The sequence below is a fragment of the Myxococcus sp. AS-1-15 genome, assembly GCF_020037055.1.
GTDB lineage: Bacteria > Myxococcota > Myxococcia > Myxococcales > Myxococcaceae > Myxococcus > Myxococcus fulvus.
Map to the genome: position 1 here is coordinate 125893 of NZ_JAIQDF010000018.1, position 24863 is coordinate 150755.

The following is a 24863-nucleotide window of genomic DNA, read 5'->3' on the forward strand; positions in this document are numbered from 1 at the left end:
GAGGGTGGGGACGTCCCGCGGGAGGGGGCGTAGCGACGGAGCGGCTGTCGCGCTCACCGTGCCCACGGGACAGGTGACCACGGGCAACCACCTGGAGTCAGAGCACTTGAACGAGGCTCAGGGACAGGAGCCCGTTGAGCGAGGACAGCCCTTCGGGCGAATCACAGGCCGCGAGGTCCGTGGAGACGAAAGTCGCGGTTCGTACCGAGGTGGCGCCCTCGAACTTCCCCGACAGGACGGTGCCGGTCTCCTCCGCGATGGCCACGGCCGGCTCGGAAGCCACCCGCACCTGCGTGCTGCGCAGGGTCGAGGTCTCGCCTGTATTCCAGGTCAGCGACAGCGTGGTGGAAGGCGTCTTGAGGAGGTTCGCGCAGGAGAGGCCCGGCTCGTTGAGCTGTCTCCAAGCGGTCGCCGAGGTCACCGGCGAGCCCAGGAGCGTGACGCAGTTGCTCAGGACGCCCGTCGAGGTGGTGACGACGTCCTGGGGTGTCCGTCGCAGCGGCGGGTCGAACGTCACCGTCACGGAGCCCACCGGACAGGTGACGAGCGTCGACAGGTCCTGCTCGACGGAGGCGGGCACCTCGCCCTCCGCGGAGCCGCCCTGATGCTCACCGCAGCCCACGTACAGCATCCCGGTCGAAACCACCGCAACGAGCCAGTCAGGCTTGACCATCGAGACCTCCAGAGTGGTTGCTCCACGAGGCTAGCGGCGCGCCCGACTCAGCGTCTCCGAAGCGGTCCGCGGCAGCGTTCGTCGCCTGACGATGGCCCTGTACGATGGTCCCATCTTCCCTGCATGGAGCAGCTGCTCCCCCCCCCTCGCTCACCTCCTCCTCGCCTGTTCGAGGCACCAGGGGCGAAGGGCGACGCCCAGCGCTCTGTCAGCCCATCTCCACGCAGGGTGGACCTCAGGCGCGCCGTCCGAGGCCGTCCGAGAATCACGAACTCGGGTTCATCCGGCCACCGCGACGGCCTTGGCCTTCTGTTCCTCCAGCCAGGGGAGGTAGTGGCGCGCCATGAACTCCGGCTTGAAGTCGCGGTAGCTGCTGATGGCGCCGAGCCAGTGCGCGCCGCGGATGCACTGCCAGGCGGGGTCGAACTGGTACGGCAGGAAGCCCGCGCGCGCGCCTTGCGGATAGAGGTGGTGGTTGTTGTGCCACTCCCCGGTGATGAGGCCCGGCCAGCGCTGGTTGATGGACTGGTCGCGCCGGTTGAAGTCCACCCCGTCACGCCGACGGTCCTTCCCACCCCCGTGCCCGTCATAGTTGAACGTCCGCACGCCCACGACCCACACCCCGGACCAGCCGAAGAGCGCCAACGCCAGCGCGTGCCCGCCGAGCAGGAAGAACACGCCGTACCAGACTGCCCAGTTCGCCAGGAAGTGCGCCACCGTCCAGGCCGGGTGACAGAGTGAACCCCACTTCTGGTACTGCGCATGGCTGTTGAGGTGCACCCCCGTGTGCTCCATCAGCTTGCACAGCTGCGCGTAATCCCTGGCGTTCAAGTCCTTGCGGATACCCTGATGATTCGCGTCCGCCAGGAAGCAGTAGAGCCAGCCGGCCTTCGCGTTGTAGGGGTCGCCCGGCTGCTCCGACCTGGCGTGGTGCACGTGGTGGGAGATGACATAGGCCTCCTCCGAGATGGTCTTCACCACCAGGTTGCGGCACAGCTCCCGGAAGAAGGCGTTCTTGAACTTGAACGCACGGTGCGTGGCATAGCGGTGGAACCAGATGGTGCCGTGGGTGCCCAACACCACCATGCTGTAGACGAAGCCCGCCAGCAGCAGCCACACGCTGAAGTGATGGGTGAAGAAGAGCGCCAGCGGGATGCCGAACCCCAACGTCGTGGCCCACCCCGTCAGGGCCAGCCAGTTCTTACGGGTTCGTAGAATGTTCAGTCGGGAGAAGAACTCCGAGAGGATTTCCCGGTGGGTGGGCACATGGAGCGCGCCGTTCTTTTCGTAGCCGTAACTCGGAGGGTCGAGGATGCGATCCAGAAATGACATGAAATCCTGAGCAGGCTGCCGGACGCGTGGGAAAGCGTGAGTGTCTCATGAAACTCCGGCGGTCGTGCCAGGTGTCACCCGATATTTGATTTCGAGGGGGCAGGCGCGAGCGTCGCGAGGGAGGAGACGCGCTCCCCGGCCTCGTGAAACGTGCCGGGGGGCCCTCCTCATCCTGCCGGTCCGCGATGACTCAGCCTCTTGCCTGGCGCGCGGCTGTCAGCGAGGGGTGGCCTCACCGGCTGCCCTCAATCTGGCCCGCGGCGCCATGCCCCGCGTCGATGGCCTGGCGGAAGATGCGGGCGACGAAGCGGGGCACCGCATCGCTGATGCCATCTTCCTGAGACAGCTGCACCAGCCGGGGGATGTCGTTGCCCGCCGTCTCCCAGCGTGCTCTCGGGGTTGGCGTAGCCCGCGGTCTGGAGCTCCTTCGCCATGTGGCGGGCGTCCTGACCCAGAGTGGGAGCGCGCGCGTGCAGCGCCCCGCCGAAGGCCGTCGCGTCCAGCTCCTCGGCGCGGCAGACGCGCGCGCCATGGGCAAAGCCCATCCAGTGCGTGGCCAGATACGTCAGCACCGCCGAGAACATCGCGCAGGCGGCGCCTATCGCCTCGCCCATGTGAGCGTGCCGCCCAGGGCACGCAGGACGCCCTCATGTCGGCGCAGCACCTCGCGGGGGCCCGAGAGCACGATGGCGCCGTCCTCGGTGCCAGCCTGTCGAGGCAGGCGAGGACTGCCCCGCGGAGCAGGTCGATGTCCCGTCCGCGCGCCCAGGTCTCCAGGTCGCGAGCCTCCTTCCGTGTGCTGGAGCTGAGCTGCACGAACGTGTGCCCCGACAAGGCCGAGGTCACCTCCGGCACCTCGAGGATGTCGCGACCACCACCAGCGGGCTGGCCTCTACCGCCGCCGCCGCGCTGGGGCCACCACCGCCCCGGCTTGTCGCAGAAGCTCGGCGCGGCTCGCGGTGCGGCTCCAGACCGTCACCCGATGCCCGGCCCGGAGAAAGGCTCCCGCGAGAGCCGAGCCCATCTTGCCCAGCCCGATGACCGTCACGTCGCCGCGTGGATTGCTCATGTCGGCTGTCCCCGGGGGCGCTCCTTCGAATGCGTGCGTCTGTTATTTGGATGAATCGCGGCGCGGCACAAGTCCTTACAAAATTGTAAGTGCCGGACGAGGAGGAGACGGGAACATGGTGAGAAGGCAATCGGCCGCGGACTGCGACCTCGGTGTGGCGCGGGCCTTCATCGGAGGCAAGTGGAAGTCGGCCATCCTGTGCGAGCTGTACGCGGGGCCAGTGCGCTTCGGCGAGCTGCGACGTCGGGTGCGCGGCGTCAGCGAGAAGGTCCTGTTCGAGCAGCTCCGGGAGCTGGAGGCCGCTGGCGTCGTCGGCCGCGCGGTGTTCGACGAGGTGCCGCCCAAGGAGGAGTATTCGCTCACGCCCACGGGCCTCACGCTCGCCCAGGCCGCCCACCCCCTGGTGGAGTGGGGATTGCGTCACGCGGCCCAGGTATCGGCCGAGCCGCACTGAGGACGCCTCCGGTCCGATTCGATTGAAGGCGGGAGTGCCGGCCCGCATATTGGGGGCGGACTCCACACAGGTGAATCATGGGACAGAGCACTGAATCCTCGAAGACTCCTCCGTTGGTCCTGACGAATCCGAAGGGGCTGTTCGACCCGGCGCCCTACGGCTTCTCGCACGTGGCGCAGGTGGCGGCCGGAACCCGGCTCATCTATCTGGCGGGGCAGGGCGGCGAGCGTGAGAGCGGCGCGCTGGAGCCCGACTTCCGCCTCCAGGTGAGGCAGGCGCTCCAGAATGTCCGCACGGCGCTGGCGTCGGTGGGAGCGGGCGTCGGCGACGTCGCCAAGCTCACGATGCTCGTGGTGGACCACACGGAGGAGAAGCTCCGCATCATCGGCCCCGAGCTGGACGCGGCCTGGGGGGATGGAATGAAGCCGACCTGTACGCTGATTCCCGTGCCCCGGCTGGCGCTGGACGGGATGCTCTTCGAGGTGGAGGCGGTCGCCGTCCTTCGGACCTGAGGAGCCGACGCTCCGGCTCGGGAGACCCTCGTGCGAGGCGGCCTTCGTCGTCACGCTTGCCGATGGAGGGGGGGCTCCACGGGCTCTCCTCGGTGACTCAGGGCCAGGGTTTGACGGGCGCGGCGAGAATCCGCCCGAGGGATTCGTCCCGGGCGGCGTCATCGTCTTCCGTCAGTGCGCGCAGGAGCGTCAGTCGCTCATCCTGGTGCGCCAGGTCGTAGGCCCACAGGCCATGTCGCGTCATCAGCATCTCGGCGGCGTCGAGCAGCATCGACTCCCGAGGCCGCGTGCGGATGAGCCGCGCCAGACGCGCGCTGGCATCGCTCGATGGCGAGGCCCGGCGCAGCCCTTCCGTCGCGATGCCCTTGGCCCACGGGTCCTGGATTCGGGCCACGGTGTCCTCGAGCAGGTCCAGGGCCAGCGGTTCGCCCGTGAGCACGCCGAGCGCTGATGCGACCTCCAGGTCGAAGTACTCGCGCCTCGCTCCGGGCTTCCACGGCAGCGGGAGTGCTTCACGCAACAGTGTGACGGTGGCTGGTGTCGGGGCCAGGAGGGCCAGCGCCACGGGGGCCCGTTCCTCCCGCTCGGAGAGCAGCCGCGTCAACGTGGCGAGCACCTGGAGGTGCTCTTCTGGCGTGAGGTGTCGAAGGTTGCCCAGCGAGAACCCATCGGCACGCTCCCGTCCCTGGGCATCGACCTCCCGTAGGAACAACTCGTAGGCCGCCGTCATTCGCGAGCGCCTCCAGGGACTGCGTTCCGTCGACCCGAGGCCACGTCCACCACCGACAGCACGGCCCTGGCGTGGCCCTCGTGCAGGTCGTCTTCGGGGAAGACCTCCAGTTCCTGCTGGGGAGGGATGCCGCGTGCCTCGAACAGCTGCCCCTTCGGGTCGAGATAGCGCTCGTTGGAGAGCTCCACGCTCCATCCATTCGGGAGCGGCTTGACGAGCACGTCGGAGAGGGCGCCTCGGGTGGTGGTGCCCACGTGGGTGACATTCGGCAGCGCGCGCATGGCGAGGGTGAAGACTTCCCCGGCGCTCACGGTGATGTCGCTCGTCACCAGGTAGACAGGACCGGTGTAGCGCGGTCCGGAGGCGGGCTCGACGTGGAAGGCCTGGGGAGGCACATCGGAGTTGAAGGGGACCTTGGTGTAGGCGAGCCGCCGGGTGTCGGTGAAGCGCGCGGCGATGGCTCGGGAGATGACGTCATGCCCGCCCCGGTTGTTGCTCACGTCGACGATGACGGCCCGTGCGCCCTGGAAGGATTGCAGCGCCGTGTCGAGCGCCTCGTCGAGGACCCGGAGTTCCTCGCGCGGCGGGACATCGTCCTCGTCGAGATAGCCCCCCATCGTCACCACGTTGAGGTAGCCGACGTCGCCCACGAGCCCATGGAAGATGCGCTTGTTCGCCACGTGGTGGCCCGCGCCCTTCAGCACCGTCTGGAGGATGCCGTCGCGGTAGGCGGCGAGCCAGGCGCGCTGGGCGTCCCGGGGTGACTGTCCCGCCTTGCTCCCCTCGGCGTCCACGCGCTCCAGCGTCCGGGCCTCTCCCTCTGCGTGGCCGAGTGTCTCCCCATCCACCTGGGCGGCGATGCGGGTATGCGCGTCCCCGAGTCCCGTCGTCAGCGCCTGGAAGACTCCGAACAACGCACGGGGCTTTGTCGCGTCGGTGACCCTGGGGCGGAGCGCGGCGACACGGGCGCTGAAGTCCACGTGGCGCTCCGCGAAGAAGGCGTAGTGCTCCGTGAAGGTCGCGGCGAAGAGCTCGAACAGCCGCGGTGGCGTCCACTCGGTGTTCGCCGAGCACTCCGGGGGCAGGGCGGGGAGCCGCTCGAAGAGGTACCGCGTGTCGCCGGGGACGGCGCTGAGGGACAGGCTGTCGGGAGCCGAATCGGGCATCACGTGGACGAAGCCCGACAGCGCTCCGGGTTCTTCGCCGGGCTGCGGGTAGCAGCCGGCGGCTGTCGCATGGTGCAGCTTCAGGTCCTTCGCGGAGACGGTCAGGACGTGCCCATGGCCGCGCGAGCGCCAGACCCCCCGGGCTGCCTCCGCGGTGACGCCGTCCTGGACGAGGAGCACGGGCTCCGCCGAGGTGGAACGGACGCGCGAAGGGGAGGTGGCGCAGCCTGGAAGGCCCGCGACGAGCAGGAGGAAGACGGTGGATTTCACGAGGTGAGGGCGCACGAGGGTGCGGCCCACGCTAGACCAACTCCCGCCCGGGGATGCGCGTGTGGCCAGGGGCCTGGTCGTCTGCTGGCCCAGGTGGGAGTCCGTGGGTCTCCCACCTCGCGTTCAGTTCCCGCCAGCCTTCAGGACGCTTCCACTATGCCGGGGCTCCCCCGGCCTCGCTGTAGTAGGTTGGTGTGAATGGTACGTACTTCTGTGCTGGTGTTGATGGGGTTGTGCATCCTCGCCTCCGCCGAGGCCTTCGCCGCGCCTCCGGAGCCCGGCGCCGCGAAGTCCATCGCGGAGGCCACGAAGAAGGTGGAGTCGGCTCGCGCGGCGCTCGCGACGGCCGTCCAGAAAATCGAGGTGGAGCCGCCGCGCAACGCGGACCTCGACGCCGCCGTCGTGGCGGTGGAGGCGCTGAAGGACGCGCTCAACGCGGGGGCGAGCTTCGAGACGGAGGACCTGGAGTACGCCAAGCTCGTCCTCGCCGCGCGCAAGCAGCTGCGCACGCAGCGTGAGTACGTGGATGAGCGCCGCGCCAAGGTCCACATCCACGAGTTCCGCCGCCGCATCGACGGCGCGCTCGCGCCCCTGAACGAGCGGATGGCGAAGCTCGTGAAGGAGGACTCCGGCTCCAAGGGCATGGACGAGGCGCGCGCCGCGGTGGATGGGCTCAAGAAGCTGGCGGAGGAGGGGCGGCCCTTGAAGAGCCAGGACCCGAAGTTCGCCCAGTACCTCACCGAGGTCGACGCGACCATCGCCCGCCACGAGAAGACGCTCGACGAGCGGTGGCTGCAGCAGTCGGCGCAGAAGCAGCGCGGGCTGTTGGACGAGAGCCGCAAGTCGCTGGCGAACGCGCTCGCCGAGGTGAACAAGGCCTGGTCGGACGAGAAGTTCTCCGCGACGGACAAGGCCACGGTGGCCCTGCAGAAGACGCTCGACGAGGGCACGCCGCTGGAGGCGCGTGACAAGGCGTACCGCGCGGAGGCGGACAAGGCCCGCGCGGAGATCACCCAGGCGCGGCGCCGGATGGATGAGCTCGTCGTTCAGGCGGGTGTCTCCCGGGTCAAGGTGGAGCTGGAGCCCGCGCACGAGGAGCTGCGCGCGTCCGCCAAGGCGCTCCGGGCCCGCCGTCCGACGCCCGAGCAGCTCGCCGAGGCGAAGACGGCGGCCTTCGTCGCGCGCAAGCTGGTGGACAAGTACGAGCCCCAGGCGGCGAGGAGCCAGGCCATCGGCCAGTACCTGGGCGAGGTGAAGAACACGCTCGTCGAGGTGGAGGTCGCGCTCCAGGTCCGCACGCTCGACGCGGCCCGTGCCGAGGTGGTCCAGGCCCTGCGCAACGTGGAGAAGCGGGCCGTGACGCCCGAGCAGTTCGAGGAGGCCAAGACGGCGATGGTCGTCCTGGAGAAGACGCTCGAGACGGTGCACGTGAAGAACCCGGCCATCAGCCCCTCGGCGGCGGAGGCGCGGCAGCTGCTCAAGGACGGCCGGGCGACGATGGAGCGGCGCCGGTACGAGGTCGACCTGACGCAGCAGCGGATGAAGGTGGACGAGGCGCGCAAGAACGCGGCGGCGCTCGTGACGCAGATCCAGAAGGAGGCGCCCACCCCGGCGCAGCTGCAGGAGGCGGACAACGCCGTGAAGCAGATTGGCGTGGTGCTGGAGGCGGGGGCCGCCTTCGTGAAGAAGGACCGCGACTACGCCATCTACGCCAAGGAGACGAAGGAGCGCATGGCGGAGCTGGCGGAGCGGATCAACCGCCGGAAGATCGTCCTGTCCGCGGCGGACGCCCGGGCGCAGCTGTCCACGCGACTGGCGCTGACGAAGGAGAAGCTGGAGGCGGCCAAGAGCATCTCCGCGACGGACGGCGACGTGGAGACGGCGTCGAAGGGCGTGGACGAGGTGATGCAGTTCTTCGAGGCGAACGCGGCGCTGGAGCGGCAGGACGCGGGCTACGCGGCGAACGCGGAGCGGGGGCGCGCCGAGTGGCTGAAGCTGGTGGAGGCGCTGGAGTTCGCGAAGCAGGCGAGGGCCTTGCGGCAGCTGACGGGTGAGGCGCTGACCGCCGCCGGCAAGGCGTTCGCGTCGGCCGCGTCCACCAAGGATTTGCGCAAGCGCAAGGAGCTGTACGCGAGCGCGGCGGAGAAGCTCCGGGCCTGTCAGGACGAGGGCGCGAGGATGGTGAAGGAGAACGCGAGCCTCGCCGGGGTGGACGTGCTGGTGGAGGGGATTCCCACCCGGCCGCAGGACGTGATGGCCCAGTGCGCGCAGACGGCGGAGGCGATCCAGGCGCCGCAGAAGAAGGCGGACGTGGAGCTGCGCTTCCAGGAGGGCCAGCGCAAGGCGTATGACACCGCGAAGGCGCTGCTCTCCAAGGGCAAGAAGCCCGAGGCGCTCGCGCAGCTCAACGACTGCATCGCGGAGGGGCGCATCCTGGAGAACGGGTACCCCGACTTCAAGGACCAGAAGTTCGACACCGGCAACGGCAGCATGAGCATGATTGAGCTCATCCAGCTCTGCGCCAAGGAGCGCAAGGCGTTGCAGGCCTCGCACTGAGGCTTGCCCCTTTCGGGGGCTGGAAATACGAGAGGCCCCCGGAAAGACTCCGGGGGCCTCTTCATTTGAGGTCAGCTCGCGGGACGGTGCCTGCGGGTGTGGGGCTTAGCGCGTGGTGCGAGGCCTCGCGCTGCATGCTCCCTTGCTTTGGACTCTTCCTTGCGATGCCTGGCACTCGGGGCTCTCGGGAGGCATTCCTGGACAGCAATCACCGGGGCAGCAAATGGGCCCGGCCCTCTCCGGCTCTGATGCGGGAGTCCATGCCCCTGTGCTGCTGATGACAGGGCACGTCGCGGCCGGCGTCCAGCCTTCCACCTTGTCGATGAAGAAAGTGGAAGGAAGCTGGGTGGTCAAAGGGTCGATCTGGTTGTGAGGCCAGCCCCTGCCCGCTGCCTCGACATTCTGGTTCAAGAGCAGCTGCATCGGCGGGGTGGGGATGTTGACGGTCGAGGAGTACATCGGAACGCCATCGATGCTGATGAGGATGCGGTCCGGGCGCCAATCGAGTTCGTAGACGTGGAAGGCGAGGGAATACGCGAGTGAGGCCGTGTGCTCGTAATCCTTCTGACGGGCAGGCCTGCACTCTGTCTCTCCCGGCAGGATGCTCACCTGGGGGTAGTGGCCAAAGAGCATCTTCTTCGGGTCGAAGCCACAAAGCCCCCCGCCCTCGAAGACGTCGATCTCGCTGCAGTTCGCGCCCGCGAACCAGAATGCCGGAACGATGCCCGGCTGGCCCGACACCTGGGCGGTGATGCGATAACGCCCGTAGCCGAACCACTGCTGGGTGGCGACGCTCCCGGACGAGTACCCGTTGTACCCGGTGGCATCGACCTTTGCGGTGAGCTTCAGCATCCCCGAAGACACCGTGGTATTGCTGGCGCGCCAGTACGAATCGGAGCCGATGGGCTCGTCCAAGACGATCCACTTCGAGGTGTCGAGCCCCTGGGAGAAGTCGTCGTAGAACGAGTGCTGGCCGCAGCAGCCCCCGAGACAGGTCGAGCCCGCGAGGCATGCACCGGCACAGCAAGGCTCGCCAACGCCACCGCAGCTCATGCACTGGCCCTCGACACAGGTCTGGCCCATGGCGCAGCCATTCTGGCAGGAGCCCAGCGGACCAGACTGCTTCGCGGGAACGAAGATGGGGATGTCACCCGTGATGGGAACCCATTTTGTCGGAGCCTGAGCCCAGCCCGGAGAGGCGTAGGTGACGAGCAGGGCGAAGCCCAGCGCGAATCGGATGGAAGCCATTCGATGGGGTGTAGACATTGCTGTCACCCCCGAATTACGGCGAGACATCCAGCACGTAAACGGTGCAGCCCCAGCCCGTGGTGGTGACGGCCTCATCCGTGAAGACGGTCACGACCTTGCCGGCCATGAAGGCCGCCAGCGCCGCCGAGTACATCGCCTTGAGCCCATCCGCCGTCACGCCGCGAACCCCCACGACCACGGCTCCGCGCTTGTTGTTGCTCATGTTGCCGTTGGAGCAGAGGTTGGGCGTGTTCTCGAGCACCAGGCTGAAGTTTCCATTCGCTTCGACCTGGACGCTGTAGATCTTCCCAGACGTCTGGGCTGCCAGCGCGTTGCCAGCGAAAAGGGTGGCGAGCAGGCTCGTAGCGACGATGGCCGAGCGAGACGAAGATTTCATTGTGGACCCCGTGGTGTGTGAGACTTTGGAAGGCTGCCAGTTGTCGGGCAGTCTGTCCACGTCGTTGTTTGTGAAGACTGCCAATAGTTTCCGCTGGCATTCACTGTCAGTCAGCCTTTTGTGGCCTCGTCATGAAGGCGGAGGTCCGGGTCCGCCAGCACGGCGTCCAGCAGCTCCACCAGGTCTTCGTGCAAGCGCTCCGCGGTCGCCAGCTCGAACAGGTCGGTGTTGAATTCCAGCACGCCCGAAAACCCCCCCGATGTCTCAGTCAAGGCCAACGTCAGCTCATAGGTGACGGAGCCGCGATTGACAGACTCGTTGCGTATGGTGAGCCCCGGCAGCTCCAGCGGCGCGGTGGGTGCGTTCTGCAGCACGAACATCACCTGGAACACGGGCGGGCGGTTGGCGGGCAGCTCCACCCCGAGTGAGGCCATCACCTGGTCCAGCGGGACCTCCTGGTGGGCATAGCCCGCCAGGGTCTCCTCGCGCACGCGCTGGAGCAGCTCCCGGAAGGCGGGGCGGCCCTGGAGGTTGACCCGCAAGCACAGCCCGTTGACGAACATCCCGATGAGCGGCTCCAGCTCGGGACGGAGGCGATTCGCGATGGGCGAGCCGATGACCACCTCCTCCTGCCCTGCATTCCGCGCCAGCACCGCGCCGAAGACGGCGAGCAACGCCATGAACGGCGTCACCTGCTCCTGACGACAGAGCGCATTCAGGGCCTGGCTGCGCTCCACGCCCAGCGCCACGGTCAGATTGCGCCCGTTGAACGTCCGCACCGAGGGCCGCGGCTTGTCCGTGGGGAGGTCGAGCCGCGTGGGCGCTCCGGCGAGCGCCTTCTGCCAGAACCCCAGCCGCTCCTTCAGCTCCGCCCCGGACAGCCAGTCGCGCTGCCAGGCCGCGTAGTCGGGATACTGGATGACCAGCGGCGGCAGCCCATGCTCTCCCCCCGTGACGCTGGCCGTGTAGAGCCGGCCGAGCTCTCGCGCCATGACGCCCATGGACCAGCCATCCGCCGTGATGTGGTGCATGCAGCAGAACAGCAGGTGCTCCTCGTCCTCCAATCGGAGCAGCATCCCGTGGAGCAGCGGCCCGCGCGTCAGGTCGAACGGACGCAGCGCGGACTCCAACATCAGGCGTCGCGCCTCCTCCTCGCGGTCCTCCCTCCCTCGGAGGTCCACCTCCCGGAAGGGGAAGTCCATCGATGCATGGAGGTGCTGGAGCGGCACTCCGTCCTCCTCGGAGTAGGTGACTCGCAAGGTCTCATGTCGGGCGATGAGCCCCTGGAACGCCGCCTCGAGGTGCCGCGCCTCCAATCGTCCCTTCAACCGGAACGCGCGCGGGATGTTGTAGGCGCTGGACTCGGGAGCCCGCTGGAAGAACCGCCACAGGCGCTCCTGCGCGAACGACACCCGCAGGGCTCCTTCCCGGGACACCTTGCGCAGCGGAGGCACCGGCCGCGCGAGCGTTACGGGAGGCTCCGCGCGGGAGACGTGCCTGGCCAGGTCCGCCACCGTGGGCGCCGCGAACAACGTGCGCAGCGAGACCTCCACTCCCAGCTCGGCGCGCACCCGCGAGACCACCTGTGTGGCCAGGAGCGAGTGCCCACCCAGCTGGAAGAAGTTGTCGTGGATGCCCACGCGGGCCATGCCCAGCAGGGACGCCCACATCCGGCACAGCGTCTCCTCCGTGAAGGTGCGTGGGGCCTGCTGCGTGGAGGCATCTCCCTGGGGCGCCTCGGGCGAGGGCAGGGCCCGCCGGTCCACCTTGCCGTTCGGCGTGAGCGGCAACGCGGGCAGCACCGTGAAGGATGTCGGCACCATGTGCTCGGGCAATCGTTCCCGCAGCCACGCACGAAGGGACGACTGCGCGGGCGCCTGTCCCCGCGACACGAGGTACGCGGCCAGCTTGCGGTCCCCTCCCACCTCCAGCGCCACCACCGTGCAGTCCTCCACGGAGGGGTGCTGCCGCAGCGACTCCTCGACCTCGCCCAGCTCCACGCGGAAGCCGCGAATCTTCACCTGCAGGTCGGCGCGGCCCAGGTACTCGATGCGGCCGTTGGCGAGATAGCGGCCCAGGTCGCCCGTCTTGTACAGCCGCCCGCCCGGTTGGGTGGTGAAGGGGTCGGGCACGTAGGTGCGCGCGGTGAGGTCCGGACGATGGAAGTAACCACGGCCCAGCCGCTCACCCGCGACGTACAGCTCCCCAGGGACACCGACGGGCACCGGCCTCAGGTGCTCGTCCAGCAGGTAGACCGGGCCGTTGGTGATGGGCCGCCCGATGGGGACGGGTTGTCCGAGCGGCGGCGGTGAGTCGATGGCGTGGAAGGTGGAGAAGACGGTGCATTCGGTGGGGCCGTAGCCGTTGAGCAGCCGGCGAGGAGGGCCGTGTCGGAGCACCTCTCGCAGCGCCAGCGGGTCCGCGGCCTCGCCTCCGAACACGAGCGTGTGCACGTCGCGGAACGCCTCCGGAATCTGCCGCGCCAGCAGGTGGAGCACCGCGGTGGTGACGAACATCACCGTGATGGCCTCGTCCCGAATCTGGGCGGCCAGCTCGTGAGGCTCACGCGCCGGGTCCGCGGTGATGCCGACCAGCCGGGCCCCGTTCAGCAGCGCCCCCCAGATTTCGAAGGTGCTCGGGTCGAAGGAGGCGTTGGAGGCCTGGGCGACGCGGTCCTTCGGCGAGAAGCGCACGAAGTTCGTCTGGAAGAGCAGGGCCGCGATTCCTCGATGGAGGATGGCGCTGCCCTTGGGCCGGCCGGTGGAGCCGGAGGTGTAGATGACGTAGGCGAGGTTGTCGGAGCAGACGGTGGAGACCCCCGGCAGCTCGGAGCACCGGGCGATGGCCTCCCGTTCCTCGTCGATGCGGACCACTGGCCCCGCGAAGGGGGGCAGCTGCTGGAGCCTGGACGCGTGGACCAGGAGCAGCGAGACGCGGGAGTCCTGGAGCATGAAGGCCAGCCGCTCGGTGGGATAGGAGGCCTCGAGCGGAAGGTACGCGCCTCCCGCCTTGAGGATGCCGAGCATGCTGACGACCAGGTCCACGGAGCGCTCGACGCACAGACCGACGAGCACCTCGGGCCCCACACCGAGTGAGCGCAGGTGGTGGGCGAGCTGATTGGAGCGCGCGTCCAGCTCCCGATAGGTGAGGTCCTGCCCGCCGTAGGAGACGGCGATGGCGTCCGGAGTCCTCGCGGCCTGGCGCGAGAACAGCTGGTGGACGCAGACGTCCCGGGGGAAGTCCGCGGAGGCGCTGTTCCAGTCGCGCAGCACCTGGTTGCGCTCGACGGGCGTGAGCAGGGGCAGCGCCGAGAGCCTCTGGTGCGGGTCGGCGGCCACCGCTTCGAGCATCACCTGGAGGTGCCCGGCCATGCGCTCGATGCGTGCCTCGTCGAAGAGGTCCGTGTCGTACTCGAAGGTGGCGCGCAGGCCCTCGGCGCTCCTCGCCATGTAGAGGACGAGGTCGCACTTCGAGGTCCCCGTGTCCGTCTCCCACGGCTCCGCCAGGGCGGAGAGCTGGAGTGAGGCGGACGGGTCCTCCTCCAGCGCGGGCGCCTTCTGCAACACGAACATCACCTGGACGAGCTGCGCGTGGCTGAGCGTGCGCTCGGGTTGGAGGGACTCGACCAGCTTCTCGAAGGGGAGCTCCTGGTGGGCAAAGGCTCCGAGCGTCGTCTCGCGCACCCGCGCGAGCAGCTCGGTGAAGCGGGGGTTGCCCGACAGGTCATTGCGCAGCGTGAGCGTGTTGACGAAGAAGCCGATGAGTCCCTCGACCTCCGGCCGGATGCGTCCGGAGATGGGCGAGCCGACGAGGAGGTCCTCTTGTCCGGAGTAGCGGTGGAGCAGGGCGCAGAAGCCCGCCAGCAGCGTCATGAAGAGCGTGGCGCGCTCCTGGCGGCAGAGCGCATCGACGGCCAGCGCCGTCTCCTCGCGGATGTGGAACGTCCGCCGAGCACCCCGGAAGCGCTGGAGCGGCGGACGGGGGCGGTCCGCGGGGAGTGACAGGAGGGCGGGGGCTTGGGCGAGTCGCTTGCGCCAGTAGGGGAGGAGCCGCTCCTCGGCCTGCGCGGGCAGCCACTGTCGCTGCCATGCGGCGAAGTCCGCGTACCTCACGGGCAGCTCGGGGAGCGAGGACGACCGGCCGGCGGCGAAGTCTTCGTAGTGGGTCCGCAGCTCGCGCAGGAGGACGCCCACGGACCAGCCGTCGGACACGATGTGATGCATCGTGAGCAGGAGTCGATGCTCCCGTGCGTCGAGCTTCAGCAGGGTGCCTCGGATGATGGGGCCGGTGCGGACGTCGATGGGGGTGTGCGCCTGCTCCGTGGCGAGGCGCGATGCCTCCTCCTCGCGTGTGTCCGCGGAGAGGTGGCCCAGGTCGATGACGGAGAGCGGGAAGGCGCCAGGAGGCGAGATGCGCGCGATGGGGCCCGACTCGGTGGAGGCGAAGGTGACTCGGAGCGGTTCGTGGCGACGCAAGACCTCGTCGAGGGCCCGCTGGAGCACGCCGACGTCGAGCGCGGAGGTGATGCGATAGGAGAGGGGGATGTTGTGGGTGGCCTGCCCGGGGTGGAGCTGCTCCATGAACCAGAGCCGCTCCTGCGAATAGGAGAGCGGCGCTTCACTCGTCCGGGCACCCGGGCGCAGCTTGAGGTCCATGCCGGAGGCGGTGGCTCCTCGTGAGGCGTCGATGGCCGAGGCGAGCTGCGCGATGGTGGGCGCATCGAAGATGCTCGGCAGGGGCAGGCGCAGCTGGAATATCTCGTTGATGCGCGAGACGAGCTGGGTGGCGATGAGCGAGTGGCCGCCGAGCTGGAAGAAGTCGTCGTGGACGCCGACCTGCTCGACCTCCAGCAGCACGCTCCAGAGTTCGCACAGGACCTGCTCCGTCTGGGTGCGAGGTGACTGATTGCTGCCGGTGTGCGCGGAGGCGAGCGTCATCGGAAGGGTCCTTCTCGGGTGGGACGGGTTGGGGGCGACGCGCGTGGCGTCAGCCGCTCACTTGTGCAGGGCGGCGGTGCTGCCGTCGGCGGAGACGACCTGGATGCGTCGGGGGCGCTCGGCGAGCCGCAGGAGCCGCGAGAGCGCCTCGGACACGTGCTCCAGGGGTCGGCCCTCGTCGGCCACGGTGAGGATCATCTCGTAGTCATCTCCCTCGGTGCCGGAGACGACCTGGGTGCGCGCCGTGAGCACACCCGGGAGCGTGGTGGCCAGGCGCCGCACGGAGGCCATGCAGATCTTCTCGCTGCCGCGGACCAGGAAGTCGGAGAGCCTCCCCTGGAAGTACAGGTAGCCATCCGCGTCGATGTCGAAGATGTCGCCGGTGGCCAGCAGCCGGGGACCGCGCCACGCGTGCAGCTTGTCGCCCTCCACCAGGCCGATGCGCCGCTTCATCAGCGTGTCCGAGGAGACCAGCAGCTCCTTCTGTCCGCCGGGACCTCGGGGGGCGAGCGACACCTGCGTGCCGGGCAGGGGCCGTCCCACGGAGGCGTAACGGTGCGCGGGCTCCGCGTGGGCCGAGAGGGTCGCGACCCGGGGCCCGGCCTCGGACAGCCCATAGGTGAGGTACAGCTCTCCGCGTGGACGCAGGCGGAGCAGCTGCTCCACGTGCTCGGGAGAGAGGACGTCGCCGCCGACGCCGAGCGAGCGCAGGCCCTCGGGGAAGGCGCCGCGTTGCTGGAGCAGCGCGCGCACCAGGAGGGGCGTGAGGGCGGACACGGTGATGCCCTGCTCGGCGAGCAGTCGCAGATAAGCCGCGGGCTGGAAGGGGGGGCCGCTGATGACCAGGTCCGCGCCGCGGAGCAGCGAGGCGAAGGCCTGGGCCACCATCGAGTACGAGTAGTAGAGCGGAAGGTTCACCAGCACGGTGTCGCCCGCACGCAGGCCCACGGCGTCCGAGTGACGACGGGCGTTGCGGAAGAGCGCCTCCAGGTCGAACACGCAGCCGCTGGCGAAGCCCGACGTGCCCGAGGTGAGCAGCACCATCTCTCCAGGCTGGGCGCCGGGAGGTTGTGCCTCCGAGAACAGGGCGACCTCCGCGCCTCCCAGGTGGAAGCGGTCCGCATCGTGAGCCAGCGGGGCGGGGCGGCGCATCGTCACGAGCGCGCGTGCCGGGAGCGCCTCCACGAGGGCTTGTTGTCGCAAGGCGGGCGCGGAGGGGGATACCAGCGCGGGCACGCCACGGGCGGCGAGGATGGCGAAGAGCTGCGCGAGCAACTCCGCTCCGTTCGGCAGGGCCAGGAGGACGACATCGCCGGGCCTCAGTCCATGGACTCGCCACGCCTCCGCGAGTGGCTCCACCGGGTGCCGCGTGGACGTGACTGGCTCACAGGTCAGGTCCCGGACACGGTCCAGGAACCCCTGGATGGAGGAGAGCGGGATGTCAGCGAGCTCGGTCATGGGGCATCACCTGGAGAACAGAAGGGACTGGACCAACCGCGCCGGGTCCACGGGAGGACCTTCGCCACGTGAGAGCACCACGCATGCGGCGCGAGGCGCCTCGCCTGGCACCGAGGCCGCCGTCGCGATGAGCGCGTAATCGACGACACCGCGCGTGAGCCAGGCCGTGGAGAGAGACAGCGCGAGTCCGGCTCCCTCCGCCACGGGCAACGTCAATGCCAGCGTCGGGCCGCGAATCCCGTGGACGATGCACGCCAGCCCCGTCGGCGCGCTCGGCGGCGCGGCTGGGAACCGGATGGGCGATGCGAAGCCACGCAAGGCTTCCCTGGCGGCGCTCGACATGGCCTCCGGCGGCGCCTCGGGGCCCACCTGGATGAGCGAGCACCGGTCCGCCGAGGCGCGGAAGTCCTCCCCCAGCGACTCGAGGACCTCTCCCACCGCGAGCACCAGCGTCCATGCCATCGGGTCCGCGTAGCGCACGGAACCCTTCACCCGCGCCACGTAGGGGTTCGCCCCACCACCGCGCGCCCGCGCGTCGCCACGGAGCACCAGCGAGGTCGTCGGGTTCATCGCGCCGCCTCGAAGACGAGCGCGGTATCGAACCCACCGAAGCCGAGCGTGAGGCTCAGGCCGAGCCGCTCCTCGTGCCGCACCGGCCGCCCCACGGGGAGCGGGCAGGGGAAGTCCTGGTCGGGCTGCTCCAGTCCGACGATGGGCGGCACCACGCCGTCGCGCAGCGCGAGGATGAGGGCAATCGCCTCCATGGCCCCCGTGGCCCCCAACGTGTGGCCGAAGGCCCCCTTCGTCGCGAAGACACACGGCCGCGGCCCAGCCCCGAAGAGCGTCCGGAACGCCTCCGCCTCCGCGCGGTCATTCGCCGGTGTCGCCGAGCCATGCGCGTTGATGAGCCCGATGTCCCGCGGCGACACCCGCGCGTCCTGCAGCGCCCGCTCCATCGCCAGCCGGGCCCCCAATGCCGCCGGGTCCGGCGAGGTCATGCTCGCCGCGTCGTTGGCCGAGCCCGCGCCCCGGAAGAGCGCGAGCAGCGAAGCCGAGCGCGCCCGCGCGTGCTCCAGCGACTCCAGCACGAGGAACCCCGCGCCCTCGCCCAACAGCATGCCGTCATGCCGCGTATCGAAGGCGCGCGAGCGGGTGGGGGACATGGTGGAGAGCGCCGAGTGCGCCAGCCGCTTGCTCGGCGTCATGACATCCACCCCGCCGCAGACACACACCTCCGCGGCGCCGGAGCGGATGAGCTCCGCCCCGACGAGGATGGCGTCCGCCCCCGAGGAGCACGCCGTGGAGAGACTCACAGGCCGCTCACGCGCGCCCACCGCCCGAGCCACCTCGTCCGCCCAGGCGTGGAGCGGCGCCGTCCACTCCCCCTCGTCGTCGAGCCACGCACCCAGGCTCGTGCCCAGGACCAGCCGCGTCGCCGCTCCGCTCGCCTCCAGCCCGGCCTCCGCCAGCGCGCGACCGAGCGTCTCCACGGCGAGCCTCCGCAGCCGGGGCGCGGGGCCTTCCCCTCGCGAGGGGATGACGGCGGCCAGCGTGTTGCGCAGCCGATGCGGAGAGGCCACGTCGACGAAGCCGTGCTCACCCGCGAGCAGCCGCCGCCACACGTCGTCGAGCCCATGGCCCAGGGCCGTGCTCCACGCGGCCCCTGTCACCGCGACGGGCGCTACCATAGCGGCGAGCCCAGCTCGGAGACCTTGGCGCGGATGAGGCTCGCGCGGAACGCCGCCACCCGGCGCGTGCCCACCATCGCCTTGCCCGAGTAGACGAACAGCCCTCCGGCGAGCCGGTTCACCTGGACGCGCAGCACCACCTGGTCCCCGGGCACGACGACCTGGAGGAAGCGGCTCTCCACCGAGCCGATCAAGGTCAGCTCGTCCTCGGCCAGGGGCGAGGTGCTCATCTGGTAGAGGATGATGCCCGCCTGGGCGAAGGCCTGGATGAGGTTGCTGCCGGGGTAGATGGCGCGCTCGGGGAAGTGGCCCGCGATGCAGTCCAGGTTCCCGGAGATGGAGACGAGCGCCTCCAGGAAGCTGCCCGGCTCGTGGTCGACGATGCGGTCCAACAAAATCATCGGGTGGCGGTGCCGCAGCCACTCGCGCAGCGCGGTGAAGCCCAGGGGCCTGGGCTGACGCTCCGCCTTGTTCAGGGGGACGGGGACCGCTCGAGGGCGCTGCTGAAGTTCGGGGGAAGGCATGTGGGGTCTCCGCTCTCACGATTGACGACAGCCAGGTCCAGACTTCCGGAGGCGAGCAGCACCGGCTCGGGCGCGGGGCCCTCGCGGTAGACCGCCACGCCCAGCTTCAGACTCGCGGGGCCCACGTGCTCCAGGCGGGCCTCCAACCGCAGCCAGTCCTGGAAGCGCGCGGCCTCGCGGTAGCGGATGCGCAGCTCGCGCACGCGCAAATCCAGGCCCTGGCCCTCCAGCTTCACGAGGTCCGAGCCGCGCCGCTCCAGCTCCTCCAGCGCCGCCGTCTCCAGCAGCGACGCGTACCGCGAGAAGTGCACGACGCCCGACGCATCGGTGTCCACGTGCTCCACCCGGTGGCGCCGGGGCGTTGACGCGGGGGACTCCAGCCTCATGGCCCCGCCTCCACGAAGCGCCGCGCCCCTTCGCGGATGCGCTCGACGATGCGGCGCAGGTCCTCGTCGTTCGCGATGAGCGGCGGGGCCACGCGCATGGCGGGGAACAGGTAGCGCAGCCCGTGGGAGCGCCTGCCCGCGCCCGCCATGAACTCGACGAAGACACCGGCCTCGAGCAGGCACTGGCGCAGCCGGGACAGGCCGTGCGAGGCCCGCTCGGTCAGCTCGACGCCGTTCATGTAGCCCTGTCCCCGCACCTCCAGGAACAGCGCCGGGAAGGCCTCCACCACGTCGCGCCGCAGCCGCTCGCGGAGCTCTTCGCCCAGCGTGCCCGCCCGCTCGATGAGGCGCTCCTCGGCGAGGTAGCGCAGGCCCGAGCGCATCAGCGCGCACGTGAGCGGACGCAAATCGGAGGTGGACACCGCGCCGCTCGGGCGCACGGTGAGCTCCCGGCGCGCGATGACCATGGACGTGGAGACCGCGCCCATGCCCAGGCTCTTGCCGATGACGGTGACGTCGGTGGGGATGGGCCCCTGCTCGTCGGTCATCGCGAAGAAGCGGCCCGTCTTCGCGAAGGTGAGCACCTCGTCCGCGACGAGGAGCACGTCGTGCTCGCGGCACAGCGCCGCCAGCCTGCGCAGGTAGCCCGGCGGTGGGACGAGGATGCCCGCGTCGCCCTGGATGGGCTCGACGATGACCGCGGACAGCTTGGCGCCCTGCTCGGCGAAGAACCGCTCCAGGAGCGCCGCCTCGCCAAAGGGGAGGAAGGCCACGTCCAGGCCGAAGGGAGGCTCGGCGCCCGGCAGCGGCAGGCCCAGGCGGTAGTGTCTGCGATTGAGCAGGGGGACCAGCCCTCCCGTCCAGCCATGCCACGCGCCCTCGAAGGCGAGCACCGTCCTGCGCGCCTCGCGGCCCGCCTTCGCCGTCAGCCGCCGCCGGTCGAAGCCCGACTCCAGCACCAGCCGCAGCGCGAGCTCCAGGCCCTCCGAGCCGGAGTTGCGGCCGCTGGCGTGGTAGTCCCGGCCGGGGAAGCGGTCCGCCCAGCGCCCGCCGGGGCCGAACAGCTCCTCCAGGAGCAACGTGCGCTCCAGCGAGCCCAGCTCATCGGTGACATAGCCGCGCTCGAGCCCCTCTCGGAACGCGGGCTGGAGACACGGGTGCGCCGCGCCCAGGCACGCGCTGGCATAGCCGCCGCTCGCGTCCAGCACCTCCAGCACCTGACCGGCGCTCTCGCCCTCCAGGGGCACCATGTGCTGGACGAGCCCTCGGGCCTGGAGGGAGACGAAGGGCAGGCGCCCGCCGCCATAGTGGTCCATCTGCAGGGCCTGGCCCGCGCGCAGGCGCTCCAGGTCCGCGGGCGCGAGGCTGCCTCCGGGCGCGGGCGCCCTCACCACGCACCTCCCTGGGGCGCGGTCTTCAGGCCCACGATGAGGGACACGAGCTGGTTCACCGTGCGGAAGTTGTCGGTGTTGAAGTCCTCGTCGGTGATGCGGACCTTGAACACGTCCTCGCAGAGCACGCGCAGCTCCAGGAACCCCACCGAGTCGAGCCCGATGACGGACTGCAGGCCGTCGTCCTCGCCAATCTGCTCCGGGGGCAGCTCCACGAACAGCTTGTCGATGAGGATCTGCTTGATGCTTGCCGTCAGCTCTTCATGCATGGCTGTCATTCCTTTCCAATGTGAGAACGAGCTTCCCGATGTTGCGGTTGGCTTCCATCTCTCCCAGCGCCACGTTCACGTCCTCCAGGGGATGCCGCGCGTGGATGACGGGGCGGAGACCGCCCATGGCGAGCACCTCCATCCATCGCCGCCGGAAGCGCGCGTTCACCTCGCGCTTCTCCTTCAGGGGCCGCAGCCGCAGCGACGAGCCCTTGAGCCGCAGCCGGCGCTGGACGATGCGCAGGAGGTCCACCTGCGCGGACATGCCGTCGAGCAGCCCCACCAGGACCAGACACCCCTCGTGCGCCAGCACGCCCAGGTTGCGCTCCAGGTACGCGCCGCCGATGAAGTCCATCACCAGCGGGACGCCCTCGCCTCCCGTCAGCCGGAGCACCTCCTGGACGAAGTCCTGCTCCCGGTAATCGAACACCGCGTCGGCGCCCAGCGCGCGCACGGCCTCCACCTTCCTGGGCGTGCCCACCGTGCAGTACGTGGTCGCGCCCACGTGCCGGGCCATCTGGACCATGGTGGTCCCGATGCTGCTGGCGGCCGCGTGGATGAGCACCGCCTGGCCCCGCCGGAGCTGTCCCAGGGTGAAGAGCGTCTCGTTCGCGGTGAGGCAGGACTCGGAGGTGGCGGCGGCCTCGGCGAAGTCGAAGCCGGCGGGGATGGGCAGCGCCATGCCCTGGTCCAAGAGGCAGTAGTCGGCGAACCCGCCTCCCTCCACCACGCCGAAGACGCGCTGTCCCCGGGTGAAGCCCTTCACGTCCTCGCCCCACGCCTCCACGGTGCCCGCCACCTCCACGCCGGGGATGGCGGACTGTCCTTCCGGCACGTGGTACTCGCCCTGGCGCTGGAGCAGGTCCGCGCGGTTGAGCGCCGTGGCGTGCACCTTCACCAGCAGCGCCTCGCGCGTGGGCACGGGCCGGGGCACCTCCCGCAGCTTCACCACCTCCGGCCCACCGAGGCCCTCGAAGACGACGGCGCGCATGGCGTCAGTACCTGGCCCTTTCCTCGACGGCGTGCGCGCGGGCGGGGACCAGGAAGCTGCGCTCGAAGGAGAGGAACACCTCTCCCTGGGAGGTGAGGCCCACCGTCTCGCAGGTGATGATTCCCTCGCCGACGCGGCGGGTGGACAGCCGCGCGGCGAGGATGCGGCTCTCCGCGTAGAGCGTGTCGCCCGCGAAGACGGGGCGGGTGAGGCGAATCTTGTCCCAGCCCAGGTTGGCGGTGGCGCGGCCGCTGGTGCTGCGCACGCTCATCCCGCAGACGATGCTGAAGGTGACGAGGCTGGAGATGAGCGGCCGGCCCCACACCGTCTGCTCGCAGTACGCGGCGTCCAGGTGCAGCGGTGACGGGTTCATGCACAACGTGTTCATCAGCACGTTGTCGGCCTCCGTCACCGTCCTGCCGGGGCGGTGCTCGAAGACGTCCCCCACGGTGAAGTCCTCGTAGTGGAAGCCCAGCACCTCGCGGTAGCGCTGGGGGCCGAGCTGCTTGTAACCGGTGATGGCGCTGGCGTGCATGGCGTGGCTCCTCGTCGGCGGGGGCGCGTCCTAGAAACGGGAGAGGATGTCCTGCACGTCGTCGCAGAAGACGCGGACCTGCTCCTCGCTCATGTCCGCGCGCATCATCACGCGCACCCCCGCCTCGCCCCGGGCGACGACGGGGAAGAACACCGCCGAGCAGTAGTAGCCGCGCCGGTACAGCTCCGAGGACAGCCGGATGGCGCGCTCCTCCTCGCCCACCTGGATGAGGCGGATGGGCATCCCGTTGCCCGCGTTGGGAGAGGGGAAGCGGCTGTCGAAGAGCTGGATGTTGCGCGCCAGCCGCCCCTGCAGCTCACGCAGCTCCGGCGTGCGGTGCAGCGCGATGCTGGCGAGCGACGCGCCCACCGACGGCATCTGGAGGTTCTGCGACCAGGCCAGCGGCCCCGCGTTCCGGTAGAGGAAGTCGAAGCTCTTCTCGCTGCCCAGCATGGCGATGCCGCCGGAGCTGCCGAAGGCCTTGGCCAGCGAGGCGACCACCATCGTCAGGGGATTCATCTTCAGCCGCGAGCGCACGTAGCCCTCGCCGCGCTCGCCCGTCAGCGCCAGCGAGTGCGAGTCATCGATGTAGAGGAACAGGCCGTAGCGCTCCTGGAGCTGGAGCAGCCCCTCCAGCGCGATGAGGCCGCCCATGGAGTAGGCGCCGTCGGCGACGTAGGCCACGCGCGGGTACTTCTTGCAGACGTCCTCCAGGTAGTTGAGGTCGTTGTGCGGACTGGTCAGCACCAGGCTCTCATCGCCGCAGATGGGCTTGATGTAGGCCATGGAGAAGTGACAGTAGCGGTCGAACACCATGACGCGCGGCTGGCCGTCGTCGGTGAGGTGGCCGGAGGCGAGCAGCGGGAGGATGCCCGCCGTCAGGGCGCTGCAGGTGACGCCGGGCAGGGTGGGGCAGCCGTACAGCTCGCGCAGCTCCTCCTCCAGCCGCGCCATCAGCTTCAGGCGGATGCGCAGCGTGGACATGGCCAGGCTGTTGGTGCCCGCCTCCTGGAGCGCGTCGATGGCGCCCTGGAGGATCTTCGGGTGGTGGTTGAGGCCCAGGTACGAGCATGAGCAGAGCGTCATGAACTCGTGGCCCGACGTGGTGTCGACGAGGCGGTTGTTCGACTCGAAGTCCACCTTGATGCCGATGAGCCCGTTGTCCTTGGCGTGCTGCCAGCCCCGGTCCCCCACGGCGATGAGCTTCTCGTTGTTGCGATAGCGGCGGGGACCCAGGACGCTCTGCTCGCTGCTGGTTTCCATGTGGATTCCTCCTTGGGGATGGGGTGGGGTGTCAGAGGGAGCGCGACGGGGTGTCGGCCTCGCGGGGGCCGAACTCCTCGAGCGTGCGCTTCGCCGCCTCGACGAACGGGGCACCCATCATGGTCCCCTCCACCACGCAGATGTTGAAGTCGCGGGCCTGGCTCTCCTGGACGATGGTCCGCGCCTTGCGCAGCGTGTGCTCGTCCGGGGAGAAGGCCTGGTTGATGACCTCCACCTGGCGCGGGTGGACGGCGGCCTTGCCGCTGAAGCCCAGGCTCCGGGCGAGCTGGCACTCGCGGCGCAGCCCCTCCACGTCGGACATGTCGAACAGCGGCGAGTCGACCACCTGCACGTTGGCGGCGCGCGCGGCGGCGACGAGCCGGGAGCGCGCGTAGTACAGAGGCTCCCAGGCCAGCGACGCGCCGATGCTGAAGGAGTAGTCCGCGGAGCCGAACACCAGGGCCTTGAGGCGGGGCGTCGCGCAGGCGATGGCGTGCACGTTCTCCACGCCGCGCGGCGTCTCCACCAGGGCGAGCAGGTCCACCTGCGAGCAGCTGGCGCCGAGCACCTGCTCGACGATTTCGAGGTCCCGCGGTGACTCCACCTTGGGCACCAGCACGGCGTCCGGTTTGACGGCGTAGTGGCGCAGCGCGAGCAGGTCCTTCAGCCCCTCCGGCCGGGTGACGGTGTTGATGCGGATGGCGCGGCGGCTGGGACCCTTGGGCGCGGAGAAGAACTCCTCCGCCTGCTGACGGGCCGTGTCCTTGTGGCTGGCGGCGACCGAGTCCTCCAGGTCCACCAGGCTGATGTCCGCGCCGGATTGCTGTCCCCGGGCGAAGCGGTCCACGACGAGCGCGGGAGTGAACAGGATGGAGCGGCAATACCGGGTGAACTTCATGGTCGCCTCCGGAGGTGGGCCTGCCCTGCTCGCACCCGTCACGTCGCCGCCCGTGAGACTCCAGGCGGCCCGCTCGAGGCGCGATGAATCAATGCCTGTCTGGGTACTCTCGTTGC

General features: G+C 69.7%; 23 protein-coding genes. 3 read left to right on the plus strand and 20 right to left on the minus strand.

The genetic code is table 11. From position 1 onward, the window contains the following. Window positions 1-97 precede the first annotated feature (97 nt). The 4 genes from K8625_RS36385 to K8625_RS44700 form a co-directional block, all read right to left on the minus strand. Window positions 98-673: a hypothetical protein gene (locus tag K8625_RS36385; protein ID WP_223785269.1), complete on the minus strand. Its 576-nt coding sequence runs from the start codon at window positions 671-673 to the stop codon at window positions 98-100. 279 nt (window positions 674-952) lie between these two features. Continuing rightward, window positions 953-2005, minus strand: coding sequence for a fatty acid desaturase (locus tag K8625_RS36390; protein ID WP_223748881.1), 1053 nt, complete (start codon window positions 2003-2005; stop codon window positions 953-955). A gap of 232 nt (window positions 2006-2237) precedes the next feature. After that, complete coding sequence (locus K8625_RS44695; protein ID WP_370642016.1) at window positions 2238-2537, minus strand: hypothetical protein; 300 nt, start codon at window positions 2535-2537, stop codon at window positions 2238-2240. 360 nt (window positions 2538-2897) lie between these two features. Beyond that, entirely contained in the window at window positions 2898-3074 is a 177-nt protein-coding gene (locus K8625_RS44700; RefSeq protein ID WP_223785270.1) for an NAD(P)-binding domain-containing protein, read from the minus strand. Window positions 3075-3189: 115 nt separating this feature from the next. On the opposite strand from K8625_RS44700, the gene K8625_RS36400 reads away from it, so the two are divergent. Both K8625_RS36400 and K8625_RS36405 read left to right on the plus strand, forming a co-directional pair. After that, window positions 3190-3528 (plus strand): helix-turn-helix domain-containing protein, encoded by a 339-nt coding sequence (locus K8625_RS36400; protein ID WP_223785271.1) that lies wholly within the window; start codon window positions 3190-3192, stop codon window positions 3526-3528. A gap of 77 nt (window positions 3529-3605) precedes the next feature. Continuing rightward, window positions 3606-4040 carry a RidA family protein gene (locus tag K8625_RS36405; protein ID WP_223785272.1) on the plus strand — a complete coding sequence of 145 codons (435 nt, stop codon included), beginning with the start codon at window positions 3606-3608 and terminating at the stop codon, window positions 4038-4040. Window positions 4041-4137: 97 nt separating this feature from the next. On the opposite strand, the gene K8625_RS36410 is transcribed toward K8625_RS36405, so the two are convergent. Together K8625_RS36410 and K8625_RS36415 are read right to left on the minus strand one after the other, a co-directional pair. Further along, window positions 4138-4770, minus strand: a complete 633-nt coding sequence (locus K8625_RS36410; RefSeq protein ID WP_223785273.1) for a hypothetical protein — start codon at window positions 4768-4770, stop codon at window positions 4138-4140. Then, on the minus strand, window positions 4767-6236 hold the full coding sequence (locus K8625_RS36415) for a S41 family peptidase (RefSeq protein ID WP_223785274.1): 1470 nt from the start codon (window positions 6234-6236) through the stop codon (window positions 4767-4769). The genes K8625_RS36410 and K8625_RS36415 overlap by 4 nt, the downstream gene beginning before the upstream one ends. Window positions 6237-6404: 168 nt before the next feature. On the opposite strand from K8625_RS36415, the gene K8625_RS36420 reads away from it, so the two are divergent. Then, window positions 6405-8762 carry a hypothetical protein gene (locus K8625_RS36420; RefSeq protein ID WP_223785275.1) on the plus strand — a complete coding sequence of 786 codons (2358 nt, stop codon included), beginning with the start codon at window positions 6405-6407 and terminating at the stop codon, window positions 8760-8762. Between the two features lie 105 nt (window positions 8763-8867). Here the strand turns inward: K8625_RS36420 and K8625_RS36425 are convergent, their stop codons facing one another. The 14 genes from K8625_RS36425 to K8625_RS36490 form a co-directional block, all read right to left on the minus strand. Continuing rightward, a complete protein-coding gene (locus K8625_RS36425; protein WP_223748889.1) occupies window positions 8868-10010 on the minus strand; it encodes a family 16 glycosylhydrolase in 1143 nt (380 codons plus the stop codon). A gap of 34 nt (window positions 10011-10044) precedes the next feature. Beyond that, window positions 10045-10407, minus strand: coding sequence for a hypothetical protein (locus tag K8625_RS36430; protein WP_223748890.1), 363 nt, complete (start codon window positions 10405-10407; stop codon window positions 10045-10047). 110 nt (window positions 10408-10517) lie between these two features. Next, a complete protein-coding gene (locus K8625_RS36435) occupies window positions 10518-15344 on the minus strand; it encodes a non-ribosomal peptide synthetase (RefSeq protein ID WP_223785276.1) in 4827 nt (1608 codons plus the stop codon). 57 nt (window positions 15345-15401) lie between these two features. Further along, complete coding sequence (locus tag K8625_RS36440) at window positions 15402-16802, minus strand: class I adenylate-forming enzyme family protein (protein ID WP_223748892.1); 1401 nt, start codon at window positions 16800-16802, stop codon at window positions 15402-15404. Window positions 16803-16808: 6 nt separating this feature from the next. Next, window positions 16809-17372, minus strand: coding sequence for a coronafacic acid synthetase (locus tag K8625_RS36445; protein ID WP_223748893.1), 564 nt, complete (start codon window positions 17370-17372; stop codon window positions 16809-16811). Further along, window positions 17369-18490, minus strand: a complete 1122-nt coding sequence (locus K8625_RS36450; protein ID WP_223748894.1) for a beta-ketoacyl-[acyl-carrier-protein] synthase family protein — start codon at window positions 18488-18490, stop codon at window positions 17369-17371. Before K8625_RS36450 ends, K8625_RS36445 begins: the two co-directional genes overlap by 4 nt. Then, window positions 18484-19014, minus strand: a complete 531-nt coding sequence (locus K8625_RS36455) for a 3-hydroxyacyl-ACP dehydratase FabZ family protein (protein WP_223748895.1) — start codon at window positions 19012-19014, stop codon at window positions 18484-18486. Before K8625_RS36455 ends, K8625_RS36450 begins: the two co-directional genes overlap by 7 nt. Beyond that, complete coding sequence (locus K8625_RS36460; protein WP_223748896.1) at window positions 18963-19400, minus strand: thioesterase family protein; 438 nt, start codon at window positions 19398-19400, stop codon at window positions 18963-18965. The genes K8625_RS36455 and K8625_RS36460 overlap by 52 nt, the downstream gene beginning before the upstream one ends. Further along, complete coding sequence (locus tag K8625_RS36465) at window positions 19397-20791, minus strand: aminotransferase class III-fold pyridoxal phosphate-dependent enzyme (RefSeq protein WP_223748897.1); 1395 nt, start codon at window positions 20789-20791, stop codon at window positions 19397-19399. Before K8625_RS36465 ends, K8625_RS36460 begins: the two co-directional genes overlap by 4 nt. Next, window positions 20788-21060 (minus strand): acyl carrier protein, encoded by a 273-nt coding sequence (locus K8625_RS36470; RefSeq protein WP_223748898.1) that lies wholly within the window; start codon window positions 21058-21060, stop codon window positions 20788-20790. The genes K8625_RS36465 and K8625_RS36470 overlap by 4 nt, the downstream gene beginning before the upstream one ends. Next, complete coding sequence (locus K8625_RS36475; RefSeq protein WP_223748899.1) at window positions 21053-22051, minus strand: NAD(P)H-quinone oxidoreductase; 999 nt, start codon at window positions 22049-22051, stop codon at window positions 21053-21055. Before K8625_RS36475 ends, K8625_RS36470 begins: the two co-directional genes overlap by 8 nt. Before the next feature lie 4 nt (window positions 22052-22055). Then, on the minus strand, window positions 22056-22586 hold the full coding sequence (locus tag K8625_RS36480; protein ID WP_223748900.1) for a MaoC family dehydratase: 531 nt from the start codon (window positions 22584-22586) through the stop codon (window positions 22056-22058). Window positions 22587-22616: 30 nt separating this feature from the next. Further along, window positions 22617-23849, minus strand: a complete 1233-nt coding sequence (locus K8625_RS36485) for an aminotransferase class I/II-fold pyridoxal phosphate-dependent enzyme (RefSeq protein ID WP_223785277.1) — start codon at window positions 23847-23849, stop codon at window positions 22617-22619. Between the two features lie 31 nt (window positions 23850-23880). After that, a complete protein-coding gene (locus K8625_RS36490) occupies window positions 23881-24747 on the minus strand; it encodes a CoA ester lyase (RefSeq protein WP_223748902.1) in 867 nt (288 codons plus the stop codon). Window positions 24748-24863: the final 116 nt, after the last annotated feature.

Excerpts from the sequence above, each read along its gene's own strand:
- K8625_RS36450 (WP_223748894.1), bottom strand. The coding sequence starts at position 18,490 with ATGGTAGCGCCCGTCGCGGTGACAGGGGCCGCGTGGAGCACGGCCCTG.
- K8625_RS36435 (WP_223785276.1), bottom strand. The coding sequence starts at position 15,344 with ATGACGCTCGCCTCCGCGCACACCGGCAGCAATCAGTCACCTCGCACC.
- K8625_RS36405 (WP_223785272.1), top strand. The coding sequence starts at position 3,606 with ATGGGACAGAGCACTGAATCCTCGAAGACTCCTCCGTTGGTCCTGACG.
- K8625_RS36425 (WP_223748889.1), bottom strand. The coding sequence starts at position 10,010 with ATGGCTTCCATCCGATTCGCGCTGGGCTTCGCCCTGCTCGTCACCTAC.
- K8625_RS36475 (WP_223748899.1), bottom strand. The coding sequence starts at position 22,051 with ATGCGCGCCGTCGTCTTCGAGGGCCTCGGTGGGCCGGAGGTGGTGAAG.
- K8625_RS36460 (WP_223748896.1), bottom strand. The coding sequence starts at position 19,400 with ATGAGGCTGGAGTCCCCCGCGTCAACGCCCCGGCGCCACCGGGTGGAG.
- K8625_RS36410 (WP_223785273.1), bottom strand. The coding sequence starts at position 4,770 with ATGACGGCGGCCTACGAGTTGTTCCTACGGGAGGTCGATGCCCAGGGA.
- K8625_RS36420 (WP_223785275.1), top strand. The coding sequence starts at position 6,405 with ATGGTACGTACTTCTGTGCTGGTGTTGATGGGGTTGTGCATCCTCGCC.
- K8625_RS36480 (WP_223748900.1), bottom strand. The coding sequence starts at position 22,586 with ATGCACGCCAGCGCCATCACCGGTTACAAGCAGCTCGGCCCCCAGCGC.
- K8625_RS36385 (WP_223785269.1), bottom strand. The coding sequence starts at position 673 with ATGGTCAAGCCTGACTGGCTCGTTGCGGTGGTTTCGACCGGGATGCTG.
- K8625_RS36430 (WP_223748890.1), bottom strand. The coding sequence starts at position 10,407 with ATGAAATCTTCGTCTCGCTCGGCCATCGTCGCTACGAGCCTGCTCGCC.
- K8625_RS36490 (WP_223748902.1), bottom strand. The coding sequence starts at position 24,747 with ATGAAGTTCACCCGGTATTGCCGCTCCATCCTGTTCACTCCCGCGCTC.
- K8625_RS36470 (WP_223748898.1), bottom strand. The coding sequence starts at position 21,060 with ATGCATGAAGAGCTGACGGCAAGCATCAAGCAGATCCTCATCGACAAG.
- K8625_RS36390 (WP_223748881.1), bottom strand. The coding sequence starts at position 2,005 with ATGTCATTTCTGGATCGCATCCTCGACCCTCCGAGTTACGGCTACGAA.
- K8625_RS36455 (WP_223748895.1), bottom strand. The coding sequence starts at position 19,014 with ATGCCTTCCCCCGAACTTCAGCAGCGCCCTCGAGCGGTCCCCGTCCCC.
- K8625_RS36445 (WP_223748893.1), bottom strand. The coding sequence starts at position 17,372 with ATGAACCCGACGACCTCGCTGGTGCTCCGTGGCGACGCGCGGGCGCGC.
- K8625_RS44700 (WP_223785270.1), bottom strand. The coding sequence starts at position 3,074 with ATGAGCAATCCACGCGGCGACGTGACGGTCATCGGGCTGGGCAAGATG.
- K8625_RS36485 (WP_223785277.1), bottom strand. The coding sequence starts at position 23,849 with ATGGAAACCAGCAGCGAGCAGAGCGTCCTGGGTCCCCGCCGCTATCGC.
- K8625_RS36440 (WP_223748892.1), bottom strand. The coding sequence starts at position 16,802 with ATGACCGAGCTCGCTGACATCCCGCTCTCCTCCATCCAGGGGTTCCTG.
- K8625_RS36400 (WP_223785271.1), top strand. The coding sequence starts at position 3,190 with ATGGTGAGAAGGCAATCGGCCGCGGACTGCGACCTCGGTGTGGCGCGG.
- K8625_RS44695 (WP_370642016.1), bottom strand. The coding sequence starts at position 2,537 with ATGGCGCGCGCGTCTGCCGCGCCGAGGAGCTGGACGCGACGGCCTTCG.